Origin of the sequence: Faecalibacterium sp. Marseille-Q0746, assembly GCF_017377595.1 — a bacterium.
Lineage (GTDB): Bacteria > Bacillota > Clostridia > Oscillospirales > Ruminococcaceae > Faecalibacterium > Faecalibacterium duncaniae.
This window is the reverse complement of the sequence record NZ_JAFREI010000015.1, coordinates 48,467-71,567: the sequence shown is the minus strand read 5'-3', so window position 1 is coordinate 71,567 and position 23,101 is coordinate 48,467. Positions and strand designations below refer to the sequence as shown.

Annotated in this window: 15 protein-coding genes and 1 other annotated feature; of the genes, 3 read left to right on the top strand and 12 right to left on the bottom strand. The window is 56.0% G+C overall.

Annotation, left to right across the window (positions count from 1 at the left end; translation table 11 throughout):
• Positions 1-29: 29 nt before the first annotated feature.
• Positions 30-1,682 carry a 2-isopropylmalate synthase gene (locus J3351_RS09640; RefSeq protein WP_207697617.1) on the bottom strand — a complete coding sequence of 551 codons (1,653 nt, stop codon included), beginning with the start codon at positions 1,680-1,682 and terminating at the stop codon, positions 30-32.
• Positions 1,683-1,753: 71 nt separating this feature from the next.
• Positions 1,754-2,011 (bottom strand) — a binding site (T-box leader).
• Positions 2,012-2,415: 404 nt separating this feature from the next.
• Between J3351_RS09640 and ftsH the strand changes: the two genes are divergently transcribed.
• Together ftsH and J3351_RS09630 are read left to right on the top strand one after the other, a co-directional pair.
• A complete protein-coding gene (ftsH, locus tag J3351_RS09635) occupies positions 2,416-4,242 on the top strand; it encodes an ATP-dependent zinc metalloprotease FtsH (RefSeq protein WP_207697616.1) in 1,827 nt (608 codons plus the stop codon).
• 91 nt (positions 4,243-4,333) lie between these two features.
• Positions 4,334-4,963 carry a transcriptional regulator, IclR family protein gene (locus J3351_RS09630; protein ID WP_156060549.1) on the top strand — a complete coding sequence of 210 codons (630 nt, stop codon included), beginning with the start codon at positions 4,334-4,336 and terminating at the stop codon, positions 4,961-4,963.
• A 116-nt stretch (positions 4,964-5,079) separates the two neighbouring features.
• On the opposite strand, the gene J3351_RS09625 is transcribed toward J3351_RS09630, so the two are convergent.
• The 7 genes from J3351_RS09625 to J3351_RS09595 form a co-directional block, all read right to left on the bottom strand.
• The gene (locus J3351_RS09625; protein WP_207697615.1) at positions 5,080-7,122 is read right to left on the bottom strand and encodes an InlB B-repeat-containing protein; all 2,043 of its coding nucleotides are present in this window, start codon (positions 7,120-7,122) and stop codon (positions 5,080-5,082) included.
• A gap of 454 nt (positions 7,123-7,576) precedes the next feature.
• Complete coding sequence (locus J3351_RS09620; RefSeq protein WP_207697614.1) at positions 7,577-8,506, bottom strand: sugar phosphate isomerase/epimerase; 930 nt, start codon at positions 8,504-8,506, stop codon at positions 7,577-7,579.
• A 378-nt stretch (positions 8,507-8,884) separates the two neighbouring features.
• Positions 8,885-9,883: a beta-methylgalactoside transporter gene (locus tag J3351_RS09615; RefSeq protein ID WP_156069534.1), complete on the bottom strand. Its 999-nt coding sequence runs from the start codon at positions 9,881-9,883 to the stop codon at positions 8,885-8,887.
• A gap of 18 nt (positions 9,884-9,901) precedes the next feature.
• Positions 9,902-11,443: a sugar ABC transporter ATP-binding protein gene (locus tag J3351_RS09610; protein WP_207697613.1), complete on the bottom strand. Its 1,542-nt coding sequence runs from the start codon at positions 11,441-11,443 to the stop codon at positions 9,902-9,904.
• A gap of 165 nt (positions 11,444-11,608) precedes the next feature.
• Positions 11,609-12,661, bottom strand: a complete 1,053-nt coding sequence (locus tag J3351_RS09605; RefSeq protein WP_242699369.1) for a substrate-binding domain-containing protein — start codon at positions 12,659-12,661, stop codon at positions 11,609-11,611.
• A 381-nt stretch (positions 12,662-13,042) separates the two neighbouring features.
• Complete coding sequence (locus J3351_RS09600; RefSeq protein WP_156058488.1) at positions 13,043-14,245, bottom strand: AraC family transcriptional regulator; 1,203 nt, start codon at positions 14,243-14,245, stop codon at positions 13,043-13,045.
• 131 nt (positions 14,246-14,376) lie between these two features.
• A complete protein-coding gene (locus J3351_RS09595; protein ID WP_207697611.1) occupies positions 14,377-15,765 on the bottom strand; it encodes an MFS transporter in 1,389 nt (462 codons plus the stop codon).
• A gap of 415 nt (positions 15,766-16,180) precedes the next feature.
• On the opposite strand from J3351_RS09595, the gene uidA reads away from it, so the two are divergent.
• The gene (gene uidA, locus J3351_RS09590) at positions 16,181-18,007 is read left to right on the top strand and encodes a beta-glucuronidase (RefSeq protein WP_207697610.1); all 1,827 of its coding nucleotides are present in this window, start codon (positions 16,181-16,183) and stop codon (positions 18,005-18,007) included.
• Between the two features lie 63 nt (positions 18,008-18,070).
• Here uidA and J3351_RS09585 read toward each other — a convergent pair whose 3' ends face one another.
• From J3351_RS09585 to J3351_RS09570, 4 genes are read right to left on the bottom strand one after another with little or no spacing between them, the layout of a single operon-like run.
• Positions 18,071-19,192, bottom strand: coding sequence for an MBL fold metallo-hydrolase (locus J3351_RS09585; RefSeq protein ID WP_207697609.1), 1,122 nt, complete (start codon positions 19,190-19,192; stop codon positions 18,071-18,073).
• A complete protein-coding gene (locus tag J3351_RS09580) occupies positions 19,165-21,231 on the bottom strand; it encodes a YgiQ family radical SAM protein (protein ID WP_156060529.1) in 2,067 nt (688 codons plus the stop codon). The genes J3351_RS09585 and J3351_RS09580 overlap by 28 nt, the downstream gene beginning before the upstream one ends.
• Before the next feature lie 56 nt (positions 21,232-21,287).
• A complete protein-coding gene (locus J3351_RS09575) occupies positions 21,288-22,154 on the bottom strand; it encodes an NgoMIV family type II restriction endonuclease (RefSeq protein ID WP_005931608.1) in 867 nt (288 codons plus the stop codon).
• On the bottom strand, positions 22,141-23,088 hold the full coding sequence (locus J3351_RS09570; RefSeq protein WP_156060527.1) for a DNA cytosine methyltransferase: 948 nt from the start codon (positions 23,086-23,088) through the stop codon (positions 22,141-22,143). Before J3351_RS09570 ends, J3351_RS09575 begins: the two co-directional genes overlap by 14 nt.
• Positions 23,089-23,101: the final 13 nt, after the last annotated feature.

The window sequence follows — 23,101 nt, the reverse complement described above, 5'->3', positions numbered from 1 at the left end:
CACCGCAGGTGACTGAGGGAGTTCAATTTTTACTTACTGTTAATTGCCGAAACCAGCGCCTTGATGCCGGCGACGATGATATCGGTGTCGGTGCCGGCACCCCAGGTCATGCTGCCATCCCCCCAGGCAAGGCCCACATAGGAAGCTGCACGGGAGGTGCTGCCCTCGTCCAGGCTGTGCTCCGAGTAGCTTTCCAGATGGAAGTCCATCCCGGTGGCGCTCTGGATGGCGTTGGCCACAGCATCCAGACGACCATTGCCCACCGAAGTGACCACCTTGCGCTGACCGTTCAGGTCCAGGGTGACCGTGGCGGTAATGCCGTTGACCTGTGCAAAGTGGGCCTCCACCACACGGAGGGGCTTTTCGCGGTTGAGGAAGCTCTCCTCGAAGATGCGGAGCACCTCGCCTGCACTCAGCTCCTTGTGGCTGTGGTCGGACACGCTCTTGACCTTGTAGCCCAGCACCTCGCGCATCTTTGGGGGCAGATTATAGCCGTAGTTCTGTTCCAGCACAAAGCCGATGCCGCCCTTGCCGCTCTGGCTGTTGATGCGGATGACATCGGCATCATAGGTGCGGCCGATATCGTGGGGGTCGATGGGGATGTAGGGGCAGGTCCAGCGGTGCTCGCCCCGCTCCTTGCGGTAGGCCATGCCCTTTGCAATGGCATCCTGATGGCTGCCCGAGAAGGCTGCAAACACCAGCTGACCGGCGTAGGGGGTGCGCTCGTAGATGTGCATCCGGGTCACGCGCTCGTAGGCAGCGCAGATCTCGGGCATATCGGAAAAGTCCAGTCTGGGGTCTACGCCGTGGCTGTACAGATTCATGGCCAGAGTCACGGCATCCACGTTGCCGGTACGCTCACCGTTGCCGAACAGGCAGCACTCCACGCGCTGGGCTCCGGCCAGAACGGCCATTTCAGCGCAGGCAACACCAGTGCCGCGGTCGTTGTGGGGATGGGTGGAGATGATCACGCTGTCACGGTACTTGAGGTGCTTGTCGCAGTACTCGATCTGGTTGGCGTAAACATGGGGCATACTCATTTCGACCGTGACAGGCAGGTTGATGATCATGGGGCGGTCAGGGGTGGGCTGCATGATATCCAGCACCGCGTTGCAGACCTCCACAGCATAGTCAACCTCGGTGCCGGTAAAGCTCTCGGGGCTGTACTCAAACAGGAAGTTGCCCTCGTATTCCTGGCTCAGCTGTTTGACCAGCTTTGCGCCGTCGGTGGCGATCTTCTTGATCTCTTCCCTGCTCTTGTGGAACACCTGCTCGCGCTGGGCCACGGAGGTGGAGTTGTAGAAGTGGATGACCGCGCGGGGGGCACCCTTGACAGCCTCAAAGGTCTTGCGGATGATATGGTCACGGCACTGGGTCAGCACCTGCACGGTCACATCCTCCGGGATCATGTTTTTCTCGATCAGGGTACGCAGGAACTCGTACTCGGTATCGCTGGCGGCGGGGAAACCCACCTCGATCTCCTTGAAGCCGATCTTCACCAGCATCTGGAAGAACTCCAGCTTTTCCTCCAGGCTCATGGGCACGATCAGAGCCTGATTGCCGTCGCGCAGATCCACACTGCACCAGGCCGGGGCCTTTTCAATGTGATCCTTCTTCACCCAGCTGTCATAACCGGCAGGGACAGGGTAATATCCTGGTGCGTACTTGGTTGCGTCCATCATTCTCGTTTCCTCCAGATCCTACACTTATTTAAAATTAAAGTAAAAGGCCCTCGTCTCCAAGGCGATAAGCCTTGAGAGACGAGGGCCTGTCATTTTTTTCTAACAGAGCACCCGTGGTACCACTCTCTTTGCTGGAAAACCAGCCACTCACACGATCAGCTTTTGGCGGCGAATCGCTGCCCCGGTAACGGTGGGCATCCGTCAGAGCCTACTCTCCGTTCAACTCTGCCGCTCAGGGGCCAGTAGCCGAAACCCTCCGCACTGCCTTGCACCACCCGGCAGCTCTCTGAAGCAGAAGAAGATCGTTTTTTCCCCGTCAACGCATTTGGTCTTTGTGTTTCAAAGTGAGCTTATTGTACCAAACGCCGGATTTGCTGTCAAGAAGTTTGGCTCATATCAAAAATGAAACAAATTCACATCAGGAGCGGCACAATTTTCCAAATTTTGCGCTTTCTGCATCGAATCGTAAAGCGCTGGGAAAGCGGGGGATGCCCACGCAAGTGAAACGGGGCATTCCCCCGCTTTCCTCCCGCCAGGCTTCGGGGTTTGTTAAGAATCTGGGAAGTTTTTGGAAACAAGCCCTCGAAAAGCTTTTTTGTTAATTTTCGTTGTGTTAAGATAAGCTTATCGAAAGAATAAGGCCCCTGACCGATTTGTCAAAGGCTCTCCCTTTGGGAGAGCTGGCTGCGAAGCAGACTGAGAGGGCGAGGCCGTTTACCGAGGAGGAAATCCTATGAAAGAAGTCAAGACACCGCGCAAGCCGTTGGCGATCTACTACGCCCTCGTGCTGCTGATGCTGCTGCTCCTCAACTTTGTGCTGCTGCCGTGGATGGGGGAGCGCCAGATCAAAGAGGTGGACTACGGCACCTTTATGACCATGACCGAGGAGAAGAACATTGGCCGGGTGGACATTGAATCCAACCAGATCATCTTTACCGATAAGGACGAGACGCAGGTCTACAAGACCGGCCTGATGAACGACACCGGCCTGACCGAGCGGCTGTACGATGCCGGAGCCACCTTCTCCAGCGAGATCGTGGAACAGTCCTCGCCGGTGCTGAGCTTTTTGATCTGGTTCGTCCTGCCCATCATCCTGTTCTCGGCCATCGGCAACCAGATGAACAAAAAGCTGATGGAAAAGGCCGGCGGCGGCCCGGGCTCCATGATGTTTGGCGGCATGGGCAAATCCAACGCCAAGGTCTATGTGCAGTCCACGGCAGGCATCCGCTTTGCGGATGTGGCCGGTGAGGACGAGGCCAAGGAAAACTTACAGGAAGTCGTCAACTATCTGCACGACCCCAGCAAGTATGAGAGCATTGGTGCCAAGATGCCCAAGGGCATCCTGCTGGTGGGCCCTCCGGGCACCGGCAAGACCATGCTGGCCAAGGCTGTGGCCGGTGAGTCCAACGTGCCCTTCTTCTCCATCTCCGGCTCCGAGTTCGTGGAGATGTTCGTGGGCATGGGTGCCTCCAAGGTGCGCGACCTGTTCAAGCAGGCCAAGGAGAAAGCGCCCTGCATCGTGTTTATTGATGAGATCGATGCCATTGGCCAAAAGCGCAGCGGCGGCCAATACGGCGGCAACGATGAGCGCGAGCAGACCCTGAACCAGCTGCTGACCGAAATGGACGGTTTTGAGGGCAACACCGGTGTCATCATTCTGGCTGCCACCAACCGTCCCGAATCCCTTGACCCTGCCCTGACCCGCCCCGGCCGCTTTGACCGCCGGGTGCCCGTGGAGCTGCCCGACCTCAAGGGCCGCGAGGAGATCCTGAAGGTCCACGCTAAGAAGGTCGCGCTGGCCCCGGGCATCGACTTTACCACCGTGGCCCGGATGGCCTCCGGCGCGTCCGGTGCCGAGCTGGCCAACATCGTCAACGAGGCCGCGCTGCGGGCCGTCCGTGCAGGCCGCAAGAGCGTGACCCAATCCGACCTGGAGGAGAGCATCGAGGTGGTCATTGCAGGCTACCAGAAGAAGAACTCCATCCTGACCGACCACGAAAAGTGCATCGTAGCCTACCATGAGATCGGCCACGCTCTGGTCGCCGCCAAGCAGACCCACTCCGCCCCCGTGCAGAAGATCACCATCATCCCCCGCACCTCGGGTGCTCTAGGTTACACCATGCAGGTGGACGAGGGCAACCACTACCTGATGAACAAGGAGGAGCTGGAAAACAAGATCGCCACCCTCACCGGCGGACGTGCCGCCGAAGAAGTGGTGTTCCACTCCATCACCACCGGCGCTTCCAATGATATCGAGCAGGCCACCAAGCTGGCCCGCGCCATGCTGACCCGCTACGGCATGAGCGATGAGTTTGACATGGTGGCACTGGAGACCGTCAACAACCAGTATCTGGGCGGCGACACTTCCCTTGCCTGCTCTGCCCAGACCCAGTGCGAGATCGACCAGAAGGTGGTGGAGCTGGTCAAGGCCCAGCACGCCAAGGCTGTGCAGATCCTGACCGACAACCGCGCAAAGCTGGATGAGCTGGCCCAGTATCTGTACCAGAAAGAGACCATCACCGGCGATGAGTTCATGGAGATCCTGAACCGGGAGAAATAATTTTTACACCCCTGCAATAAACAAGCCGCCCGTTCCGTATTCATTACAGAACGGGCGGTTTTTCGTCCATAGTACAGGAGGTATATTTCTTATGAAGATTCTGAATACCATGCTGGGCCGTCAGGCCATTGCCGCAGCCCTGGTGCTGTCCCTTGCCATCCCCATGAGCGTCGGCGCATTTGCCGAGGAGCCTGCCGCTGCGGCTGCCGCCGATGACACCGTTGTCGCAGGCTACCTGCCCCCGCAGGATGAAAGCGTGATGCTTCAGGGCGAGATTGCGCTGCACAGCGGCGACGTTGCTGTGGGCGAGACCGATCCCGCCTACGGCGGCTACGGCGCACCGGAGGGTGACCCCATTCAGGGCGACATCATGCTGATCTCCGCTGACGAGGCAAAGACCACCGAAGCCCGGTACACCGTCAAGGGTCTGCTGGGCCGTCAGGTCCTTTACACCGCCCGGCAGGAGGGCCGCGTCCTGACACTGGACGTGCCGGACTGCGCCGCCACCTTCCGCACCACCATTCAGGACATGAAGACCCTGATGAATCAGGGCGTGTCCACGCTGGTGCTCACCACGGAGAAGGGTTCCACCACTCTGAACCTTTCCCTGCTGTGCGAGGGCCAGACCGACACCCAGCGGGTGGTGCTGCGGCAGCTGGGCGACAGCGCTTTCCTGACGGTCGGCCTGCGCTGCCGCCGCGACCTCATCGTGGGCCGCTGAGTGGAGTGTGTTCCCCTTTCCTGAAGCTTAACAGAAACACAGCAGGAGCGCTCTGCCGGTATGACCCGGTGGGGCGCTCCTGCTGTGTTTTGGGAAATATCAGAGGATGTCAAATTTTACTGCGCATTCTGCTTGAGGTCCTGTGCCTTCTTCCAAGCACGCAGCACGCTGATCTTGGTAACCATGTTGTCCGGATAGAACTTCACCTGTTCAGGGGGCAGCTCTGTATCCTGATCGTTCAGGTCAGGCAGGAGGTCGTGCTCCATGGACCAGCGGGCAGCATGCTGCAGATCCATATCCTGTTCTTCCTGGCCAACATCGGGGTAGAGGATCTCAGATTCCGGCATAGGCTTGCCTGCATCCTCCCACAGCATCATTGCAAGAGCACTGCGGTTGCTGGGGAAGTAAGGCAGACCCCACATCTTGCCCACAAGATCGGTGCCCAGCGTGTAGCCGACCAGTGCGCCGCCAGCCACAACAGCCGTACCGACAATGATGGGGCCAACAACATCAGAACCATCCTCAATGTCAGCGCTGCGGTACTGTGCGGCCACATCCACATCACCAGTCATGGTAAAGGTAATGGACTCAGCCTTGTAATCCTGACCCAGCGGCAGGTCAAACTTGCCGGTAGACCAGAGATCAAACACCATACCATCGGGAACCTTCGTCTGGTCCAGCGTCACGGTGACTTCTGCACCATCCGGCACAAGGCAGGTCTGCTTGCCGCTGGCCTCATCGGTGCTGGTTTCCAGTGTGTCGGTCACATCAATGTCGCCGTTTTTCACAGCAAAGGTGCCGCCGGTCACGGTCAGGGTATGATTGACGACAGGCTCATCCTTCTTCCACTGTGCCGTAAACACCTCATCACCCGTCAGTTGTTCAAGCTCACTCTCAGCTTTATAGAGCTTACCTTTAAGACTCAGCCATCCAGCAAACTGGTAGCCTTCTCGTGTGGGAGCCGCTTTAAGCGTCACGCTCTCATTTTGACGGTAATTAGCATCGCTGTAGTCGACATTTTCGGCACCAACGCCTTCATTCAGGTTGTACTGGAGGCGGTACACGCTGGCAATTTCCTTATGTTCTTCCAACAACCTGCCGCAGTAGTTGCAGGTCTTCGTTACATCCCGCCACTCATTTCGTGCATCGATCGTTTTCCACTCCGAATAGGTGGTGGTAAAGGCTTGGTCATGCTCACCATCGGTATAGGAGTGTGTCTGCATCTTGCCGTTTGTCCAGACCAGCTCACCGTTCAGATATACATCTGTTTTACCCTTGTTGTTAGTAGCTGCTTTACCGCCAAAGCCAAACATCTGCGAGCAGGTCGTCGTTTTATCCCGGGCAGCAGTAATGGTCTTGGGATCATTGATATTGATGATGTACTTATGGCTGCCCATGTTGCTGTCGTTGATGTTCAGCGCAGTTTTATTGTTACTGAACATTGATACATAGGACTGGAAGTTGGAATTCACGGTGCAGTTGTTAAAGTTAACCGTAATGTCAAATTTTTCTGCACTGTAATCCGTGTAAACATTGATCACTTTTCCACTTGCATTAAAGGTGCAGTTATCAAATGTCATGATCGGGGAGCAATACGTCCAGAGTGCATATTGTCCATTTGGAGCATTGAAGGTCGTATCGATAAACTTTGCACTGGTATAGCCCCAATAGTCTGTCTTGCCGTTGATGACGCAGTTTTCCACCACTGTATTGTCAATACGGATGAAGCCCAGATAATCTTTATCACCGGAGCGAAGCGTCATATTTTTGAAGGTGACTGTTCCGGCACCATCAAAGCTGTAATCGCCGTTATACTCTGTGCCCAAAAGATTCGGGTCCGGCACCTTAGCACCGATATACCAGGTCGTTTTATCAGACCCCTGCCCCACAAAGGTCAGGTCTTTTCCCTTGGGCTTTTGATTGTCTTTGAGTTTATTGTGCAGTGTATAATTGCCCGCGCCAAGGATGATAGTATCACCGCTATCTGCATCTATCACAGCAGCTTCCAAAGACGGATAGCCCTTATTATTCTTATTTTCGTTCCATGCTACTGGGGTGCCGGCTGCGTCATCCGCAAAAGCCAGCATGGGAAGCATCTGAAGCATCATTGCCACTGCCAGCAGGGCCGCCAAAAACCGGTTTTGACTTTTCTGTTTCAACTTTCTTCATTCCTTTCATCACTATTTGCATTTTTGCAACGGATTCCCCGCAAGGAACCCTCCAGATTCCTACCGCACTGTCACCTCCCCTGTAGGTTCCATTCTCCGCATTGCAGGTCTCAGCCAGGTTGCTGAGCGCTTTGTTCTCAAAGGAATTTTCTGTCATTTCATTATACCCCCCCCCCCCTAAATTAAAATCAAGTATTTTGAAAACTTTTGTTGATATTCACAAATCAGGGTTCCTTTTTCGGTCATTTTCACGAAACTGCCTTTGACAAAGAAAAAAGCGGCCTGCCAGTGACTGACAAGCCGCCAAAATATTGCCATATTCCAAATGAAAAGTTGCTGACAGCATGGGGCCCAGCTTTTTTGCCGCAAACAGCAGAAGCCCCCCGCCGGTTCTCCCGGCGGGGGGCTTCTGTTGTGGCAGCTTATGGTAAACGGAGAGTGGATATCAATTGAGAATGGGATTCAGGATCTCGACCAGTGCATGATACTGGGTGGCGTAAGCTTCTGCGCCGTCCTTGGGGCGGCCCGGCTCGGCCATCTCGGACTTCATCTTCTCGACGATCGGGTTATTCTCAAATTGGAGCTTCTGGCTCTTTCCGCCTTTGGCTCCTGGTGCAAAGAAATCAAACATCGCCAGGTGGGGCTCCAGCGTCAGGAAGCCGTGGTAGCCCTCCTCGCAGAAAGCACGGCGAAGCAGCTCAGGGATCTTGCCAAGGCCGGTGCCTGCGGGCACATTCAGCAGGTAGCCGGGCAGAGCATCCTTGATGTGGATATAAACGATCTGGTCATGGAGCAGTTCCCAGCACTCCGCAGTGTCCTGCTCACACTGAACAAAGTTGGCAAAATCAAACGCCGCCTTGAAGTGGGGGCAGGCCAGCCGGTCGAACAGCAATTTGCAGCGGGCACCGGTGTCTCCGTAGATGCCCTTCTCATTTTCATGGAGCAGGACAATGTCATGCTTTTCCGCGATCCGGATAAACTGACGCAGCTTATCCAGCACCACATCGGTATAGCTGTCTGCATCGGCATCCTTGGGGATGAGGAAGCTGAACATCCGGATGAAGGAGCAGTCCAGCAGCTTGGCCGTTTCGCAGAGTGTTTCCAGCTGCTCCAGCTGCTTGGCAAAGCCCTCTTCATCGTCCACCTCCACCTTGCCGATGGCCGTACCCAGGCTGGAAACGCCCACACCTGCGGCCTGCAGCTTTGGCAGAAGAACGGTGCGTACTTCCTCGGGGGTGTAATCGGCAATGCCCTTGTGCTCGGCGCTGCGGATGCAGATATACTTCATCCCCAGATCCGTCACAGTTTTGAGCTGCTGGTCAAAGTCCTGGCTGATCTCATCCGCAAAACCGGAAATTTTTTCGTAAACGCTCATAAGACACACCTCATTCACCGATCTTTGTTTTCCGAACTTAACAGTACTGTTTCTGGCTTGTAGTATACCACTCTTCCGGGAGCTATGTTATAATAAATCGAAGGAAAATATCAAAATTCAAAGAACGTTCATAAATTCAACGCAACCGCCAAACAAGGAGGCACGTTCTTGTGCAATTCAACGAAAAAGAAAAAGTTCTCCAACTTTTTTCGGAGAGTGGGCGAGAAAACGCGGAGGGCTATTTGGAAGCCTGTTCAAGCAGCAGGAGGGGCTGACACCCCGCCAATACCGCCTGCAGCAGCGGCAGCTGGGAAAATAACAGCAGAAGCCCCCCGCCGGGAGAACCGGCGGGGGGCTTCTCTGTATGCGAATGAGGAGTTACTTCTTTGCCAGGTACTTACGGATATCGATGGCCACAGCCACGATGATGACAAGGCCCTGGACGATATAGGTGTAAGAGGAGTTGACGTTCATAAACTGCAGAGCGACCTTCATCAGCTCAAAGACCAGAACGCCGACCAGAATGCCGGGCACGGTGCCGACACCGCCGGTGGTAGAAACGCCGCCGATGGTGGAAGCCGCAATGGCATCCAGCTCATAGCCCATTGCAGTGTTGACGGATGCGCCGCCGGACTTTGCAGCCAGCAGGCAGCCTGCCAGACCGAACATGCAGGAAGCCAGGATGTAGATGCGGATCTTGGTGGCGTTGACGTTGACACCAGCCACCTCAGCAGCAGCCTCGTTGCCGCCGATGGCGTACATGTACTTGCCGTGACGGGTCTTGTTGTACAGGAACCAGAAGCACACAGCCACGACCAGGGCGATCCAGATCAGCACGGGGACCTTCAGGATGGTGTTGGAGGCCAGAGAGGTGAAGTTCTTGTTCAGGGAGCCGATGGGGGTACCGCCGGTGTAGACCAGGCAGATACCGTAGACGACCTGCTGCATACCCAGGGTAGCGATAAAGGGCTGGACCTTCAGGTAAGAAACGACCAGACCGTTGCACAGACCCACGATGGCGCAGATGGCAATGACCAGAATGAACACCACAGGGGTGGGCAGGCTGGGCATGTTGGGGTAGAACTTACCGGCAGCGCCCTCGGTCTGCGCAAAGATGCAGGCCAGGCAGGCGGCAAAACCAGCCAGACGGCCTGCGGACAGGTCGTTGCCGGTGGTGATCAGACAGCCGGAGATGCCCAGCGCGATGATGTAGCGGATGGACACGTTCTTGAACAGGTTGATCAGGTTTGCAGGTGCAAAAAAGTTCGGGTGAATGATGCCGACGAACAGAGAGACGAGCAGCATCAGAACGATAATGGCGTTGTTGCCCAGCCATTTCTTTACGGATTTACCCGTTAATTTCTTGGTAGCTTCCACAATAGACAGCCTCCTTGTTTACTGATTGGCCGCTGCCGTTTCGGGCGCGGTCTCAAACTGGGTAGCCAGCTCCATGATGTTCTCCTGGGTCGCGTCCTTGCCGTCGATGAAGCCGGTGACGCGGCCATCGCACATGACCATGACGCGGTTGGACATGCCAATGATCTCGCTCATTTCAGAGGAGATCATAATGATGCTCTTGCCCTGCTTGGCCAGATCGGCAATGATGCAGTAGATCTCGTACTTTGCACCAACGTCGATGCCGCGGGTGGGCTCGTCCAGGATCAGGACATCGGGGTTATTTGCCAGCCAGCGGGCGATCAGCACCTTCTGCTGGTTGCCGCCGGACAGGCTCTTGATCTGGGTCTTGGGGCTGGGCACCTTGATAGCCATCTTTTCCTTATTGGTCGCCACCAGATCCAAAATCTTCTTGTCATCCAGCATGATGGGGCCCTTGCGCAGGGCATCCAGCGATGCAATGGAGATGTTATCGGCCACGCTCAGCACACCCATGATGCCGGTTGCGCGGCGGTCCTCGGTCAGCAGAGCCACGCTCTTCCGGATGGCATCGCGGGGCTGCTTGATGTGGACCTCTTCGCCCTTGATCCACACCCTGCCGGAGGTGTGTGCACGCAGACCAAAGATGCCTTCCATCAGTTCGGTGCGCTGTGCGCCCACCAGACCAGCCACGCCCAGGATCTCGCCCTTTTTCAGCTCAAAGCTGCAATGGCGGAAGGAGCGCGGATGGATGGAGGTGAAGTCCTCCACCTTCATCATCACTTCCTCGGAGGGGTGGTTCTCCAGCGGCGGGAACAGATTGGACAGCTCACGGCCGACCATCTTGGCGATGATCTGCTCCTTGGTCATGTTGGCAACGTCCCACTTGCCGATGTAATGGCCGTCACGCATGATGGTCACTTCGTCAGCAATGACCTTGATCTCATCCATCTTGTGGCTGATGTAAACCAGTGCAACGCCCTGCTCCTTCAGCTCGCGCATGATGCGGAACAGCGATTCCACTTCGTTGGCGGTCAGGGAGGAGGTGGGCTCGTCCAGGATCAGCACCTTGCAGTTTGCGGAAACAGCCTTTGCAATTTCCACCATCTGCATCTGGGCAATGCTCAGGCTGCCCAGCTTTGCGTGGGAATTGATCTGCAGCTTCAGCTTCTTCAGCAGTGCATCGGTGTCCTTGTACATTTTAGCATGGTCCACTGTGGTCACCGGGCCATACTTCTTGGTGGGGTAGCGGCCCAGCCAGATATTCTCAGCCACGGTACGGGCCGGGATGGGCTGCAGCTCCTGATGCACCATGGCAATGCCGCGGCCCAGTGCTTCCAACGGGTTCGCAATAACGACCTTTTCTCCCTCGTATTCGATCTCGCCCTCGTCCATCTTGTAAATGCCGAACATGCACTTCATCAGGGTGGACTTACCGGCACCGTTTTCGCCCATCAGGGCCATAACTTTACCGGGGCGGAGCTCCAACTGCGCGTGGTCCAGCGCTTTTACGCCGGGGAAGGTCTTGACCACGCCTTTCATTACCAGACGGTATTCTGACATTCCGCAGAGCCTCCTTATCTTGCAATTTGCAGGCCGCGCGGTGCGTCCTTTCTAAAAGAAGGCGCGTGCGCCCGAGAGAAATCTCGCACGCACGCGCTTTTAAGCTTTTACCAAGCCATAGGACTCACTGCGTACCTTGCAAACGTGAGTTTTGTGCTACAGGAATTAGAGGTACTGTGCTGCGTTCTCGGTAGTGACCTTGACGTAGTCGACCCAGTAGTACTCCTCAACGTCCTTGCCCTCAACAAACAGCTGAGTAGCCTCGGCAGCCTTGGTAGCCTGGCCCACGTCGTCGTTCAGAACGGTACCGGTCATCTTGCCGTCAACAACGTTCTGGACAGCCTCTTTCAGTGCGTCAACACCGACCAGGTAGATGTCCTTGCCAACGGTACGGCCAGCCTGCTCGATGGACTGCAGAGCACCCAGAGCCATTGCGTCGTTGTTGCAGAACACAACTTCGATCTTCTCGCCGTACTGTGCCAGAGCGTTTGCAACGTCCTGCTGTGCGGTGGTCTGATCCCAGTTGTCCAGGTACTCGTACAGGCACTCCACTTCCTTATCGGCATCGGTCAGAGCCTTGATGGAGTACTCGGTGCGGTACTGAGCATCGATGTTCTCGGGGTCGCCCTTGCACATGATGTAAGTGATCTTGCCGTCGCCGTTGATATCGCCCTGGGTCTCGGTCTCCAGGATCAGCTCGCCCTGGTAAGTACCGGACTGACGTGCGTCAGCGCCAACGTAGCAGCACTTGCCTGCGTAGGAGTCCAGAACAGCCTTCTCGGGCTCACGGTTGATGAAGACGATGGGAGTGCCGGAGGGAGAAATGGTATCCACGATGGTCTGTGCAGAAGTGGTCTGAACAGGGTTGATGATCAGAACGTCAACGCCCTGCTGCAGGAAGGTGTTGATCTGCTCGGTCTGGGTGTTCTGGTCGTTCTTGCCATCAACGATGGTCACGGCGTAGCCCTTATCCTTCAGGTACTCTTCCAGGTCGGTGCGGTACAGGGTCATAAAGTTATCAGCAAACTGATAGATGCAGACACCGACGTTTGCGCTGCCGGTTGCAGCCTCAGAAGCAGCCGCAGAAGCAGCTGCAGAGGAAGCGGCGGTAGAGGAAGCAGCAGTGGAGCTGGAGGAGCCGCCGCAGGCGGTCAGAACGCCGGCAGCACCCACAACAGCAGAAGCCTTCATAAAGTCACGACGGGAAATCATTTTCATAATCTTGTTCTCCTTCATTCGCATATCACAGCATCTCATGGAATATACTTACATGTATGTTCCATGGTTTCTGTTTGTATTATAACCGTCTGGAAAATCATTCGCAATGGGACAAGTTCACAAGATTCCGGTCATTTCTTTGTGCACTCTTCACAGTTGATATTGTTGTGTACAACATTCTTTTTGCTATCAAGCACAAAATCAGTCAAAAATGCAACATACATCCAAATTCCATGCCAAAAATCCATAAATCCTTTCAAAATGGTTACAGCATCGTTCTGTTCATGCAACAAATTTCTCTGTACAGAAAATGCCCGTTTTTTCCGGGAGTTTTGCACAAAACGTACATTTCCGGGAAAAACCGGGCATTTTTTTCATTTTTCACTTTTCTTTGTGTTCGCGGCGGTAGCGGGTGGGGGTGACTCCCAGCGTCTTTTTGAAGATCTTTGTAAAATAATTCACGTCCAGAATGCCCACTTCCTCGGCCACGGCGGCAATGGTGTGGTTGTTCTGCACCAGCAGCTGGGCCGCGCGGTTGACGCGCTGGGTGTTGATATAATCGATCAGAGTGCTGCCGGTCTCCTGCTTGAACAATGCCGACAGGTACGATGGGCTGATGAAGCACATGGCAGCCAGACTTTTCAGCGTCAGCGGCTCGGCCACGTTCAGGTTGACGTAGTTCATCACCTTCTGCACCGCGGGCGAATACTCCTTCAGCGAGTAGCGGCGGACATAGGCACAGTAATCCCGCGTCATCTGCCACATCATCTCGTTGGGCACCTCGTTGGCTTCCTCAATGATGCGGCTGTACTTGCTGGAAATGGCATCAATATAATAGGGATGCACCTTGCTGGGTTCAATGGCCTTACGCAGCAGGGTGTTCAGCACGATCATCTTGTTCTTCTGCTGGTAGAGTGTCCCCTCGAACCGGCCGCCATAGGTAAAGCGGGAGTGCTGGTGCATGGCCTCGATGGCGGCTTCCTCATCGCCCCGGGCCACCGCGTCCAGAATGCGGTTCTCCGATTCATACCGCTGCTCCAGCATGGTGACCGGGATCTCCTTCTGGAACTCCGGCTCGTGGAAATAGCGGGTATCCGGGTGGAACTGGAAGGGCAGGAATTCCTTCAGCTCCTGCACCGGGACAGTGCAGCCGAACATCGTATCCACCACAACCCGCAAAGCTCCATAGAAATCACTGGCCTCCAGGATCTTCACGCCGTTGTAGTACTCCTGCACAGCGGCCTCTCCGGCTTCCCCCAGATAGCGCCTGACCCATTTGCGGGCGCTCGGGGTGCGGGGGCCCACCGTCCAGGGTCCAATGAGAAAGACCGTGTTTTTTTCATCGGGGATGCGGAACAGGGCAAAGTGCAGCTCAAAGGTGCCCTCCACCAGCAGCAGGGTATTTTCAGGGGTGCTGTCCAGCAGCAGCTGGCCGAACTCCTGCCAGTCGAACTGGGGGTCCAGTGATCGCCGCAGGCCGTAGTCAAACTCTTCCAGCCCCTCAAAGGGCGGGGTGACCCGCCGGGTCGGGATATTCTGCACCGCTGCCAGCTTTGTAAGGATCTGCAAAGGATCCACCCGCATCGTACACCGCTCCTTTTTCCTGTTGTTCCGCTCGTGCCATTGTGGCATTCCTGATATATTAGTATACATCAATTTTGAAGCAGAAACAAGCCGCCCACAGGAATTTCCCGTGGGCGGCTTGATCCGTTTCCTTACTTATTATGGCGCTGTGCCAGTGCGGCCACGTTCTCCTCCACCTTCTGTTTGGTCAGGGGGTAGATGAAGAACAGGCTCAGGGCCACGGCCACAAAGCCGATGGCGGGGGCAATACAGGAGATGTTGAAGATGCCCATGGTGACCTCCGGGTCAAAGGCAGTGGCGGCGCTGTAGCCGATCATGGTCAGCAGGCCGCCGGTCAGGCCGGAAGAGAACGCCTGACCCAGCTTGCGGGCAAAGGAGTAGACCGCATAGATGGTGCCGTCCTCACGGATGCCGTTGCGGACCTCGGAATCATCGATGACATCGGTGATCATTGCCCAGATGATGGTGTTGAAGAAGCCCAGGCAGATGAAGGCGGCGCAGAAGAAGCCGACATAGACCCAGACATTGGCGGGCTTGAGAACAAAGCAGATGACCTCCAGCACCGTGGCCACGATGCAGGATACAGTGGCCAGCTCCTTTTTACCGAACCGGCTGGCCAGCTTGGAGGCAAAGGGTGCGCAGACGAGCAGGATCAGCACGCTGCTCAGCAGAGAAGCGGTAGACTGGGCGGCGGCGCTGCCGTAGAAGTTGGGGAACACATAGCCAGCCATGCCCTGCATGGTCAGCATGGCCAGCAGCAGGAAGAGGGCGGCAGCAATGATACCCAGCAGGGCACGGTTGGTGAACACGCTCTTGAGCATCTTGCCAATGTCCATCTTGCTGTTGTTGGCAGGCACGTCCACACGCTCACGCACCAGGTTGAAGCAGAGCAGGTAGCAGAGGATGGCGCAGACAGAGAAAACGCCTGCAATGATGGTCATGCGGCTGCCAGAGAGGACCGTCTGACCATTGACGGTGACGTAAGCCACCATGGGGGTGCCAACGCCGATCACAAGGCTGGCCAGGGTGCTGCCGATGGTACGCCAGGTGGACAGCTCTGCGCGGTCCTTGGGGTCAGCAGAGATGGCGGAGGCCATGGAGCCGTAAGGGATGTTGACGGAGGTGTAGAAGATGGAGCCCCACAGGATATAGGTCACAAAGAGCCATACCACCTTGAAGCCGTAGGACATCCCAGCCAGACCGGACTGGAAGATGAGGAAGGATGCGATGGCCACAGGGCCGCACATCCGCTTGAGCCAGGGGCGGAATTTGCCGTCCCTGGTGGGGTTGGAGCGGTCCACGATCTGGCCCATGGTCACATCGGTGAAAGCATCCACAAAGCGGGCGATCATCATGATCATGCCCACAACACCGGCGCTCACGCCCATCACGTCGGTATAAAACTTCATCAGGAAGCTGGACGACAGGATAAAAGTAAAATCGTTGGCGAAATCGCCGAACATATAGCCGACCTTGTCCCGCATCCCAAACGGGGTGGTCTTTTGCATTTCATTTGCCATTGTATTCTCCTTCGGTGGTCAATTCAAACGGCACAGCGTCCCTTCTGCTGTATCCAAGTTTGTACCCCAATATTATGACAAACTTTTATCAAAAAATGTTAGAATATTTTTTAGGTGAATTCGTACAATTTTAAGGTATTGTTTTTGTACATTTTCACAGTTCGTTCACATTCTGTTTTTCCCTCTTTTTCCCAGCATTCACTTTTTGTGGCACTCTTTACGGAAGTTTTTAAATCCAGCCGGAGATAATAGGTATTCTGCCCAGAGCAGCGCCTGTTTTCCTGAAAAAAGTCTGGATTTATTCAAAAATCTTTCTATCCCTTTTATAAAATTTCTGTCATACTGGGTATAAAGACAATAAACGCCCCTGTGGCACGCAAAATGCCGCCGGGCTGATGAATGTGAGGTCATCCTGATGAACCGCTCCCTGCTGTATCCCCGCGCTACCACCACCCGCCGTCTCATCGGCCTGGACGGGATGTGGCGTTTCAGCTTCGACCCCGAGAGCAAGGGTGTGGAGGACGGATGGGCGCTGGACCTGCCCTCCTCTCTTTCCATGCCGGTGCCCGCCTCCTTCTGCGACCTGTTCACCGATAAGGCCTCCCGCGAATACTGCGGTGATTTCTGGTACGAGACCAGTTTTTTTGTCCCTGCGGAATGGAGCGGCTGGGACATCGTTCTCCGGTTTGGCTCGGTCACCCACCGGGCCCGGGTCTTCGTCAATGGCGTGGAGGTGGCCCAGCACGAGGGCGGCTTCCTGCCCTTTGATGCCACCGTGACCAACATCGTGCGCTACAACCAGTTCAACAAGCTCAGTGTTCTGGCGAATAACGAGCTCAGCGAGACGATGCTGCCCGCAGGCACCACCCGCACCCTTGCGGACGGCAGAAAGATCGCCGCACCCTACTTTGATTTTTACAACTACGCCGGCATCCACCGGCCCGTCTGGCTGATGGCCCTGCCCAAGGAGCGGGTGCTGGACTATTCCACCCGATACCGCCTGACCGAGACCGGGGCCGAGATCGACTATACCGTGTCCACCAACGGCCCCCACCCCGTGACTGTGGAGCTTTACGACGGCACCACCCGGGTGGCCGAAAGCTCCGGCACCACCGGTACGCTGGTGGTCAAAAACGCCAAGCTGTGGAATGTCCACGCCGCCTATCTCTACGATCTGGTCATCCGCATCCACGAGGGCAGCGCGGTGGTGGACGAGTATCTGGACCGGATCGGCATCCGCACCTTTGAGATCCGGCACGGGCGTTTCCTGCTCAACGGCAGCCCGGTCTATCTGCGGGGCTTCGGCCGGCACGAGGATGCCGACATCCGGGGCCGTGGGCTCGACCTGCCCACCGTCAAGCGGGATTTCGAGCTGATGAAGTGGATCGGCGCAAACTGCTTCCGCACCAGCCACTACCCCTACGCTGAGGAGATCTACCAGATGGCCGATGAAGAGGGCTTCCTCATCATTGACGAAGTCCCCGCCGTGGGCTTTATGCAGAGCACGGCCAACTTCCTGGCCGCCAATCAGGGCAACGGCAGGCAGCAGGGCTTTTTTGAGAAGGAGACCACGCCTGTGCTGCTCAAGAACCACAAGGCAGCCCTGACCGATATGATCGACCGGGACAAAAACCACCCCTCGGTCATCGCATGGAGCCTGCTCAACGAGCCTCAGTGCACCAGCGCGGGCACTGAGGAATACTTCAAGCCCCTGTTCGAGCTGGCCCGCCGCCTCGACCCTCAGAAGCGCCCCCGTACTTATACGGTCCTGATGACCAGCCTGCCAGACACCAGCAAGGGCCAGCGTTTTGCCGATTTCGTCAGCCTGAACCGCTACTATGGCTGGTATGTACTGGGCGGGGCCGGGCTGGCGGATGCCGAAGCCGCCTTCCACCATGAGATGGACGGCTGGGCAAAAGTCCTGCATGGTCGCCCGCTCATCTTCACTGAGTACGGCACCGACAACCTGAGCGGTGCGCACAAGCTCCCCAGTGTGATGTGGAGTGCCGAGTACCAGAATGAATATCTGGAGATGACCCACGCCGTGTTCGACCACTACGATTTCGTACAGGGTGAGCTGGTGTGGAATTTTGCCGATTTCCAGACCACCGAGGGCATCCTGCGGGTGGACGGCAACAAAAAAGGCATCTTCACCCGCCAGCGCCAGCCCAAGGATGCGGCGTACCTCTTCCGGAAGCGGTGGACAACGCTGCCGGTCGATTTCAAGAAGCGAAAAAAATGATCCCAGAAAACAGCAGCGCCCTGCCGGTTTGTCCCGGCAGGGCGCTGCTTGTTTGATATGCGTTTACTTGATGCAGCTCGAGCACGGGCTGTACCCTGCCGCAATGGCCTCCTCGTAGCTGGAGAAGAGGATCTGGTTCTTCTCCGCAGGGAGATTGGCACAGCTGGGCAGGTGGAACTTTTTGCTGTTCACGTTGCCGATATACCCCTGCTGCGCGGTGGACGCTGCCGCCGGGTCGGTGGGGTTAAGCTCGGCATCGGTGGCCGTTTTCTCGGTGCGGATGGTATAGTTCTGTCCATCGGAACCGATCACGATGGCCCCCAGCAGGTCCGTGCGGTAAACATCCACGCCCGCATCCCGCAGGATGCTCAGGGTCTCCTCGTGGGGGTGGCCGTACTTGTTGTTCACACCACAGGAGATGATTCCCATCTCGGGCAGGACGGCGTTCAGGAAGATGTAACTCGTGCTGGTGCTGGAGCCGTGGTGGCCCACCTGCAGAACATCTGCCTTCAGGTTGGCCCCGCTGTTCACAAGATCGCGTTCCGCATCCGATTCCATATCGCCGGTGAGCAGAAAGCTGGTGGAGCCATAATCCACCCGCAGAACGATGGAGGTATCGTTGGTATTATCATACTGCGCCACAGGGCCCAGCATGGTCACAGTGGCGCTGCCCAGCGGCCAGACCGTGCCCACGGCGGGCACCTCCACCTGCAGGCCCTGCTGCTGGGTGTACTTGACGAAATCCTGAAAGCATTTGGTGGAGGCTTCCGTCACGGGGCTGTACACATGGTCTGCCGGGAAATAGGCCAGCGCAGCGGACAGGCCGCCCACATGATCCTCGTGGGCGTGGGAGCAGAACACATACTGCAGCTCCTCCACGCCGAGATTCTGCAGGTAAGAGACGACATAGCTGCCATCGTCCACGTTGCCGCCGTCGTAGAGCATATACTGGCCGTCACATTCCACCAGCACGCTCAGGGCCTGCCCCACATCCAGGAAGTGCATCTCAAAGTTGGCGGTCTGGCCGTCTCCGGCAGGCTGGGCAGTGCTGACCGTAGGGGTGCTGCTGCCCGGCACCACCGCCGAGGCATCACAGGCGGCAAGACCAAGGGCCAGCGCCGCCGCCAGGGCCAGAGCGGCAATGCGCCGCCAAAAGCTTACTTTTTCTTTTTTGAAGTTTTCCACGCTGTATTCTCTTTCTGTTGATCATTCTTCGGCTTACGGGGTGCCGTACCGTTGGGCGCAAAGCGTGCGCCGGGGCTGGGCTGGCGGCCGCCTGCGGTGCGGGCCGGAGCGGTTCCGCGGCTCTGATTCCTGCCTCCCCTGCCCTTGTTGGGGCGGACGGTATAGGTGCCGTCGTTGTGGATGGTCACCTCGGCAGGCTCGGCCCGGCGGGCAGAGCGCTGGACCGCGCGGCGGCCCTCGGCGGGCACCAGAAGCGGGATCAGGTCCTCCCTGTGGGTCATTTTCAGCGCCTTGATGACCTTTTCGGCATTGCGGGGCTCGTAATACTGGAGCAGGGCGCGCTGGAGCGCTTTTCCCTCCGCAGTCTTTTCCACGAACACAGGCTTGAGGGTGTAGGGGTCAAGGCCGGTGTAGAACATGCAGGTACTCACCGTGCCGGGGGTGGGATAGAAATCCTGCACCTGCTCGGGGCGCATGTGGTTTTTGTAGAGATACTCGGCCAGATAGACGGCATCGCTCAGGGTGCTGCCCGGGTGGCTGGACATCAGGTAGGGCACGAGATACTGCTTTTTGCCCGCCTTCTTGCTCAGCTCGTAGAACTTATCCTTGAACTTGTTGAAGGTCTGGATGGGCGGCTTGCCCATGTAGGCCAGTGTATTGGGGGCGCAGTGCTCCGGGGCCACCTTCAGCTGGCCGGAAACGTGGTATTCCACCAGCTCCTTGAAGAAGGTGTCGTCCGGGTCGGCCATCAGGTAATCGAACCGGATGCCGCTGCGGATGAACACCTTTTTTACGCCGGGCAGTTCCCGGACACGGCGCAGGATCTTGAGGTAATCGCTGTGATCCACGATCATGTGGGAGCAGGTGGTGGGGGCCAGGCAGTGCTTGCCGCCATTGCACATGCCCCGCAGCATCTGCTCCCGGCAGGATGGGAACCGGAAGTTGGCGGTGGGGCCGCCGATATCGTGGATGTAGCCCTTGAAATCAGGCTCGTGGGTCATCCGCTCGGCCTCGGCCACGATGCTGTCGGCACTGCGGCTGGTGACCCGGCGGCCCTGATGCAGCTGGATGGCGCAGAAGTTGCAGCCGCCGAAGCAGCCGCGGTTCTGGATGATGGAGAACTGCACCTCCCGGATGGCAGGCACGCCGCCCATGCTCTCGTAGATGGGGTGGTAGCGGCGGGTGTAGGGCAGCGCATACACCTTGTCCAACTCCCAGCGCACCAGCGGCTTTGCCGGGATGTTCTGCACAAGGTACTTTTCACTCTGCTTCTGGACAATGATCTGGCCGCTGACCACATCCTGATTGTCCATCTGGATGCGGCAGGCTCTGGCGTAGGCCACCTTATCGGAGGCCACTTTCCGGAAACCGGCGCACTCCACATACTTTTCGGGCAGGTGGTCGAAGTCGGTCAGGTAGCAGGTGCCGTCCACATCGGTGATGGACTCCACCGGCTCCCCTGCCGCCAGCCGCCGGGCGATCTCCACGGTCTGGTGCTCGCCCATGCCAAAGCTGATGAGATCGGCTCCGGAGTCCTCTGCAATGCTGGGCAGAACGGTGTCCAGCCAGTAATCGTAGTGGGCAAACCGGCGCAGAGAAGCCTCCAGACCGCCCAGGATCACAGGCAGGTCGGGGTAGGCCTCCTTGGCCAGCCTGGTGTAAACGGTGGCGCTGCGGTCAGGCCGCGCGCCGCCGATGCCGCCGGGAGAGTATTCGTCCTCGGCACGCGGAATTTTTGCCACAGAGTAGTGGCTCACCATGCTGTCCACGTTGCCGCCGCCGATGAAAAAGCCGTACTTCGGCCTGCCGAACCGCTTGAAGTCCTCGCAGTCGGAATAGCGGGGCTGGGCCAGCACGCCGACCTTATAGCCCTCGGCCTCCAGCAGGCGGCTGATGATGGCGGTGCCAAAGCTGGGGTGGTCAACGTAGGCATCGCCGCCCACCACCACAAAGTCCAGCTGATCCCACCCCCGGGCTTCCATGTCCGCCCGGCTGATGGGAAGAAATTCGGTGTAGATCGGGGAAGTATTTTCCTGCATATCCTTTATATCCTCACTTCACACTTATGAAGTCTTTTAGAACGCAATTCATCTCATTATACGGAAAGGTCTAACGGCAAATCCGAAATATCTTTCAATCTTTTTCCTTCCACCAATGTTTTAAGTGTTTCTATCACATCTGCCCGTTCTGTTGAGTTAACTGATGCAATCAATTCCGGCAAAGCAAAGTGATATACACAATCAATGTCCCCTGTCCCAAGTGCAAGTGATGCAATTCTGGATGGAAGAGGTTCTCCCGTGACAACAACAATATGCGGAAGATGCCCTTTTCTATTACGAATCAGATTTAATGCTTCCGTACGACTGTTTTGTGCTCGATCCGATCTCATTGTCCATTTTGCCGAAACAGAAGCATGTAAGATTGCTTTGCCACCATTCTTTTCTCTCAAATCAGCATACCGACACACAGTATCATTTACGATAGGTTCTGTTGCGTTTATTTCCTCATCAGAACAAAGGTTTCGGTAAACAACGATATCAGGTGCTACCATATAGTCATTTCCAATCATAGCTGACAATTTTCTGTTAGCTTTTGTCAGTTCGGTCAAATACGCCAAATGTTCATATTGAGCGAATGTTGATGTTTTCGTCCTGCTTCTATTTCCAAGTTTAAGGACTTCCCAATTGCCCGGTCTAAGATGTTGCAGCTGTGGGAACGTTCTCTTTACAAACTCCATCGTAAGCATTTCAAATGACGCTCCTGCTGTTTGACCTGCAACACGCTCATTGGTTTCTGCCATCAGTTGCTCGGCAATTCCTTTAGCAATCATTACAGATATCACACTGTCTTTGTCTGCATTTGTGGCAACACCATTTGCATTGATTGCCAATGTACCAGTCTGCAGCAGTCTCTCATGGTATCTCTTGCGTTCCATTGCAATCAAGACTTCATCTTTCGGCATTTTCTAAGCACCTCCTGATTTCAATTCCAACAGCCTGCGCCACCGGTGGCGGAAAAGCATTGCCAATCATTCTGCACGCAACAGTTTTTTTATTTCCAAAAGTCCATGTGTCAGGGAACCCCTGAATTCTTGCCATCATCCGGCTCGTCAGTCGAGGCATCCCGTCAAAATCCGGTTCCGGTGCCTCATTTGCAATTCCCTTTCCGTCAACGCCAAGCTCTGCCCATGCATTTTTTGCTCTTGTCGGGCCAAGGTCCGGTCCGCCATGCTTTTTAGAGCCTCCAACCAGTGTAGGTGCAATCCTATCAGCTCCTTCAGCCCATTTTTTTGCACCTTTCCATCCATTTTGTGACATCAGATCGCACAGTGTCTCTCCAACCGTAGGAGATTCTCCTGGATGCTCTTGTGGATATTCAAATGCCCCTGCCTGATCTTTTCGGATTCCAACTATAACAACCCTTGGACGAAGCTGGGGTACCCCATAATCTGAGGCATTCAATAATTTAATGTGTGTAACATACCCTAGCTTCTTTATCTCTGTAAAAATATGGTCTCGGTATTCCTCGAAGCCAGAGTCCAGAAAACCTCGAACATTTTCCAGCATAACAGCTCTTGGACGAATCTCTCGAATCAAACGAATTGCTTCCGGAAACAGGTCACGCTCATCATCCTTACCTAATTGCTTTCCTGCAACAGAAAACGGCGGACACGGAACACCACCAGCCAGCAAATCCACACCTTTGTATGGCCGTCCATCAAAACTGTGAACGTCCGCACAGATCACATTCCATTCCGGGCGATTATCTTTCAGAACTTTACAATAATCCCGTTCATATTCTACAAGCGCCACATGGACAAAACCAGCCATTGCCAAGCCTAAAGCCTGTCCTCCTGCGCCCGCACATATTTCAACACAAGTCAGAGGTCGCTGCATTTTTCTCCTTGCT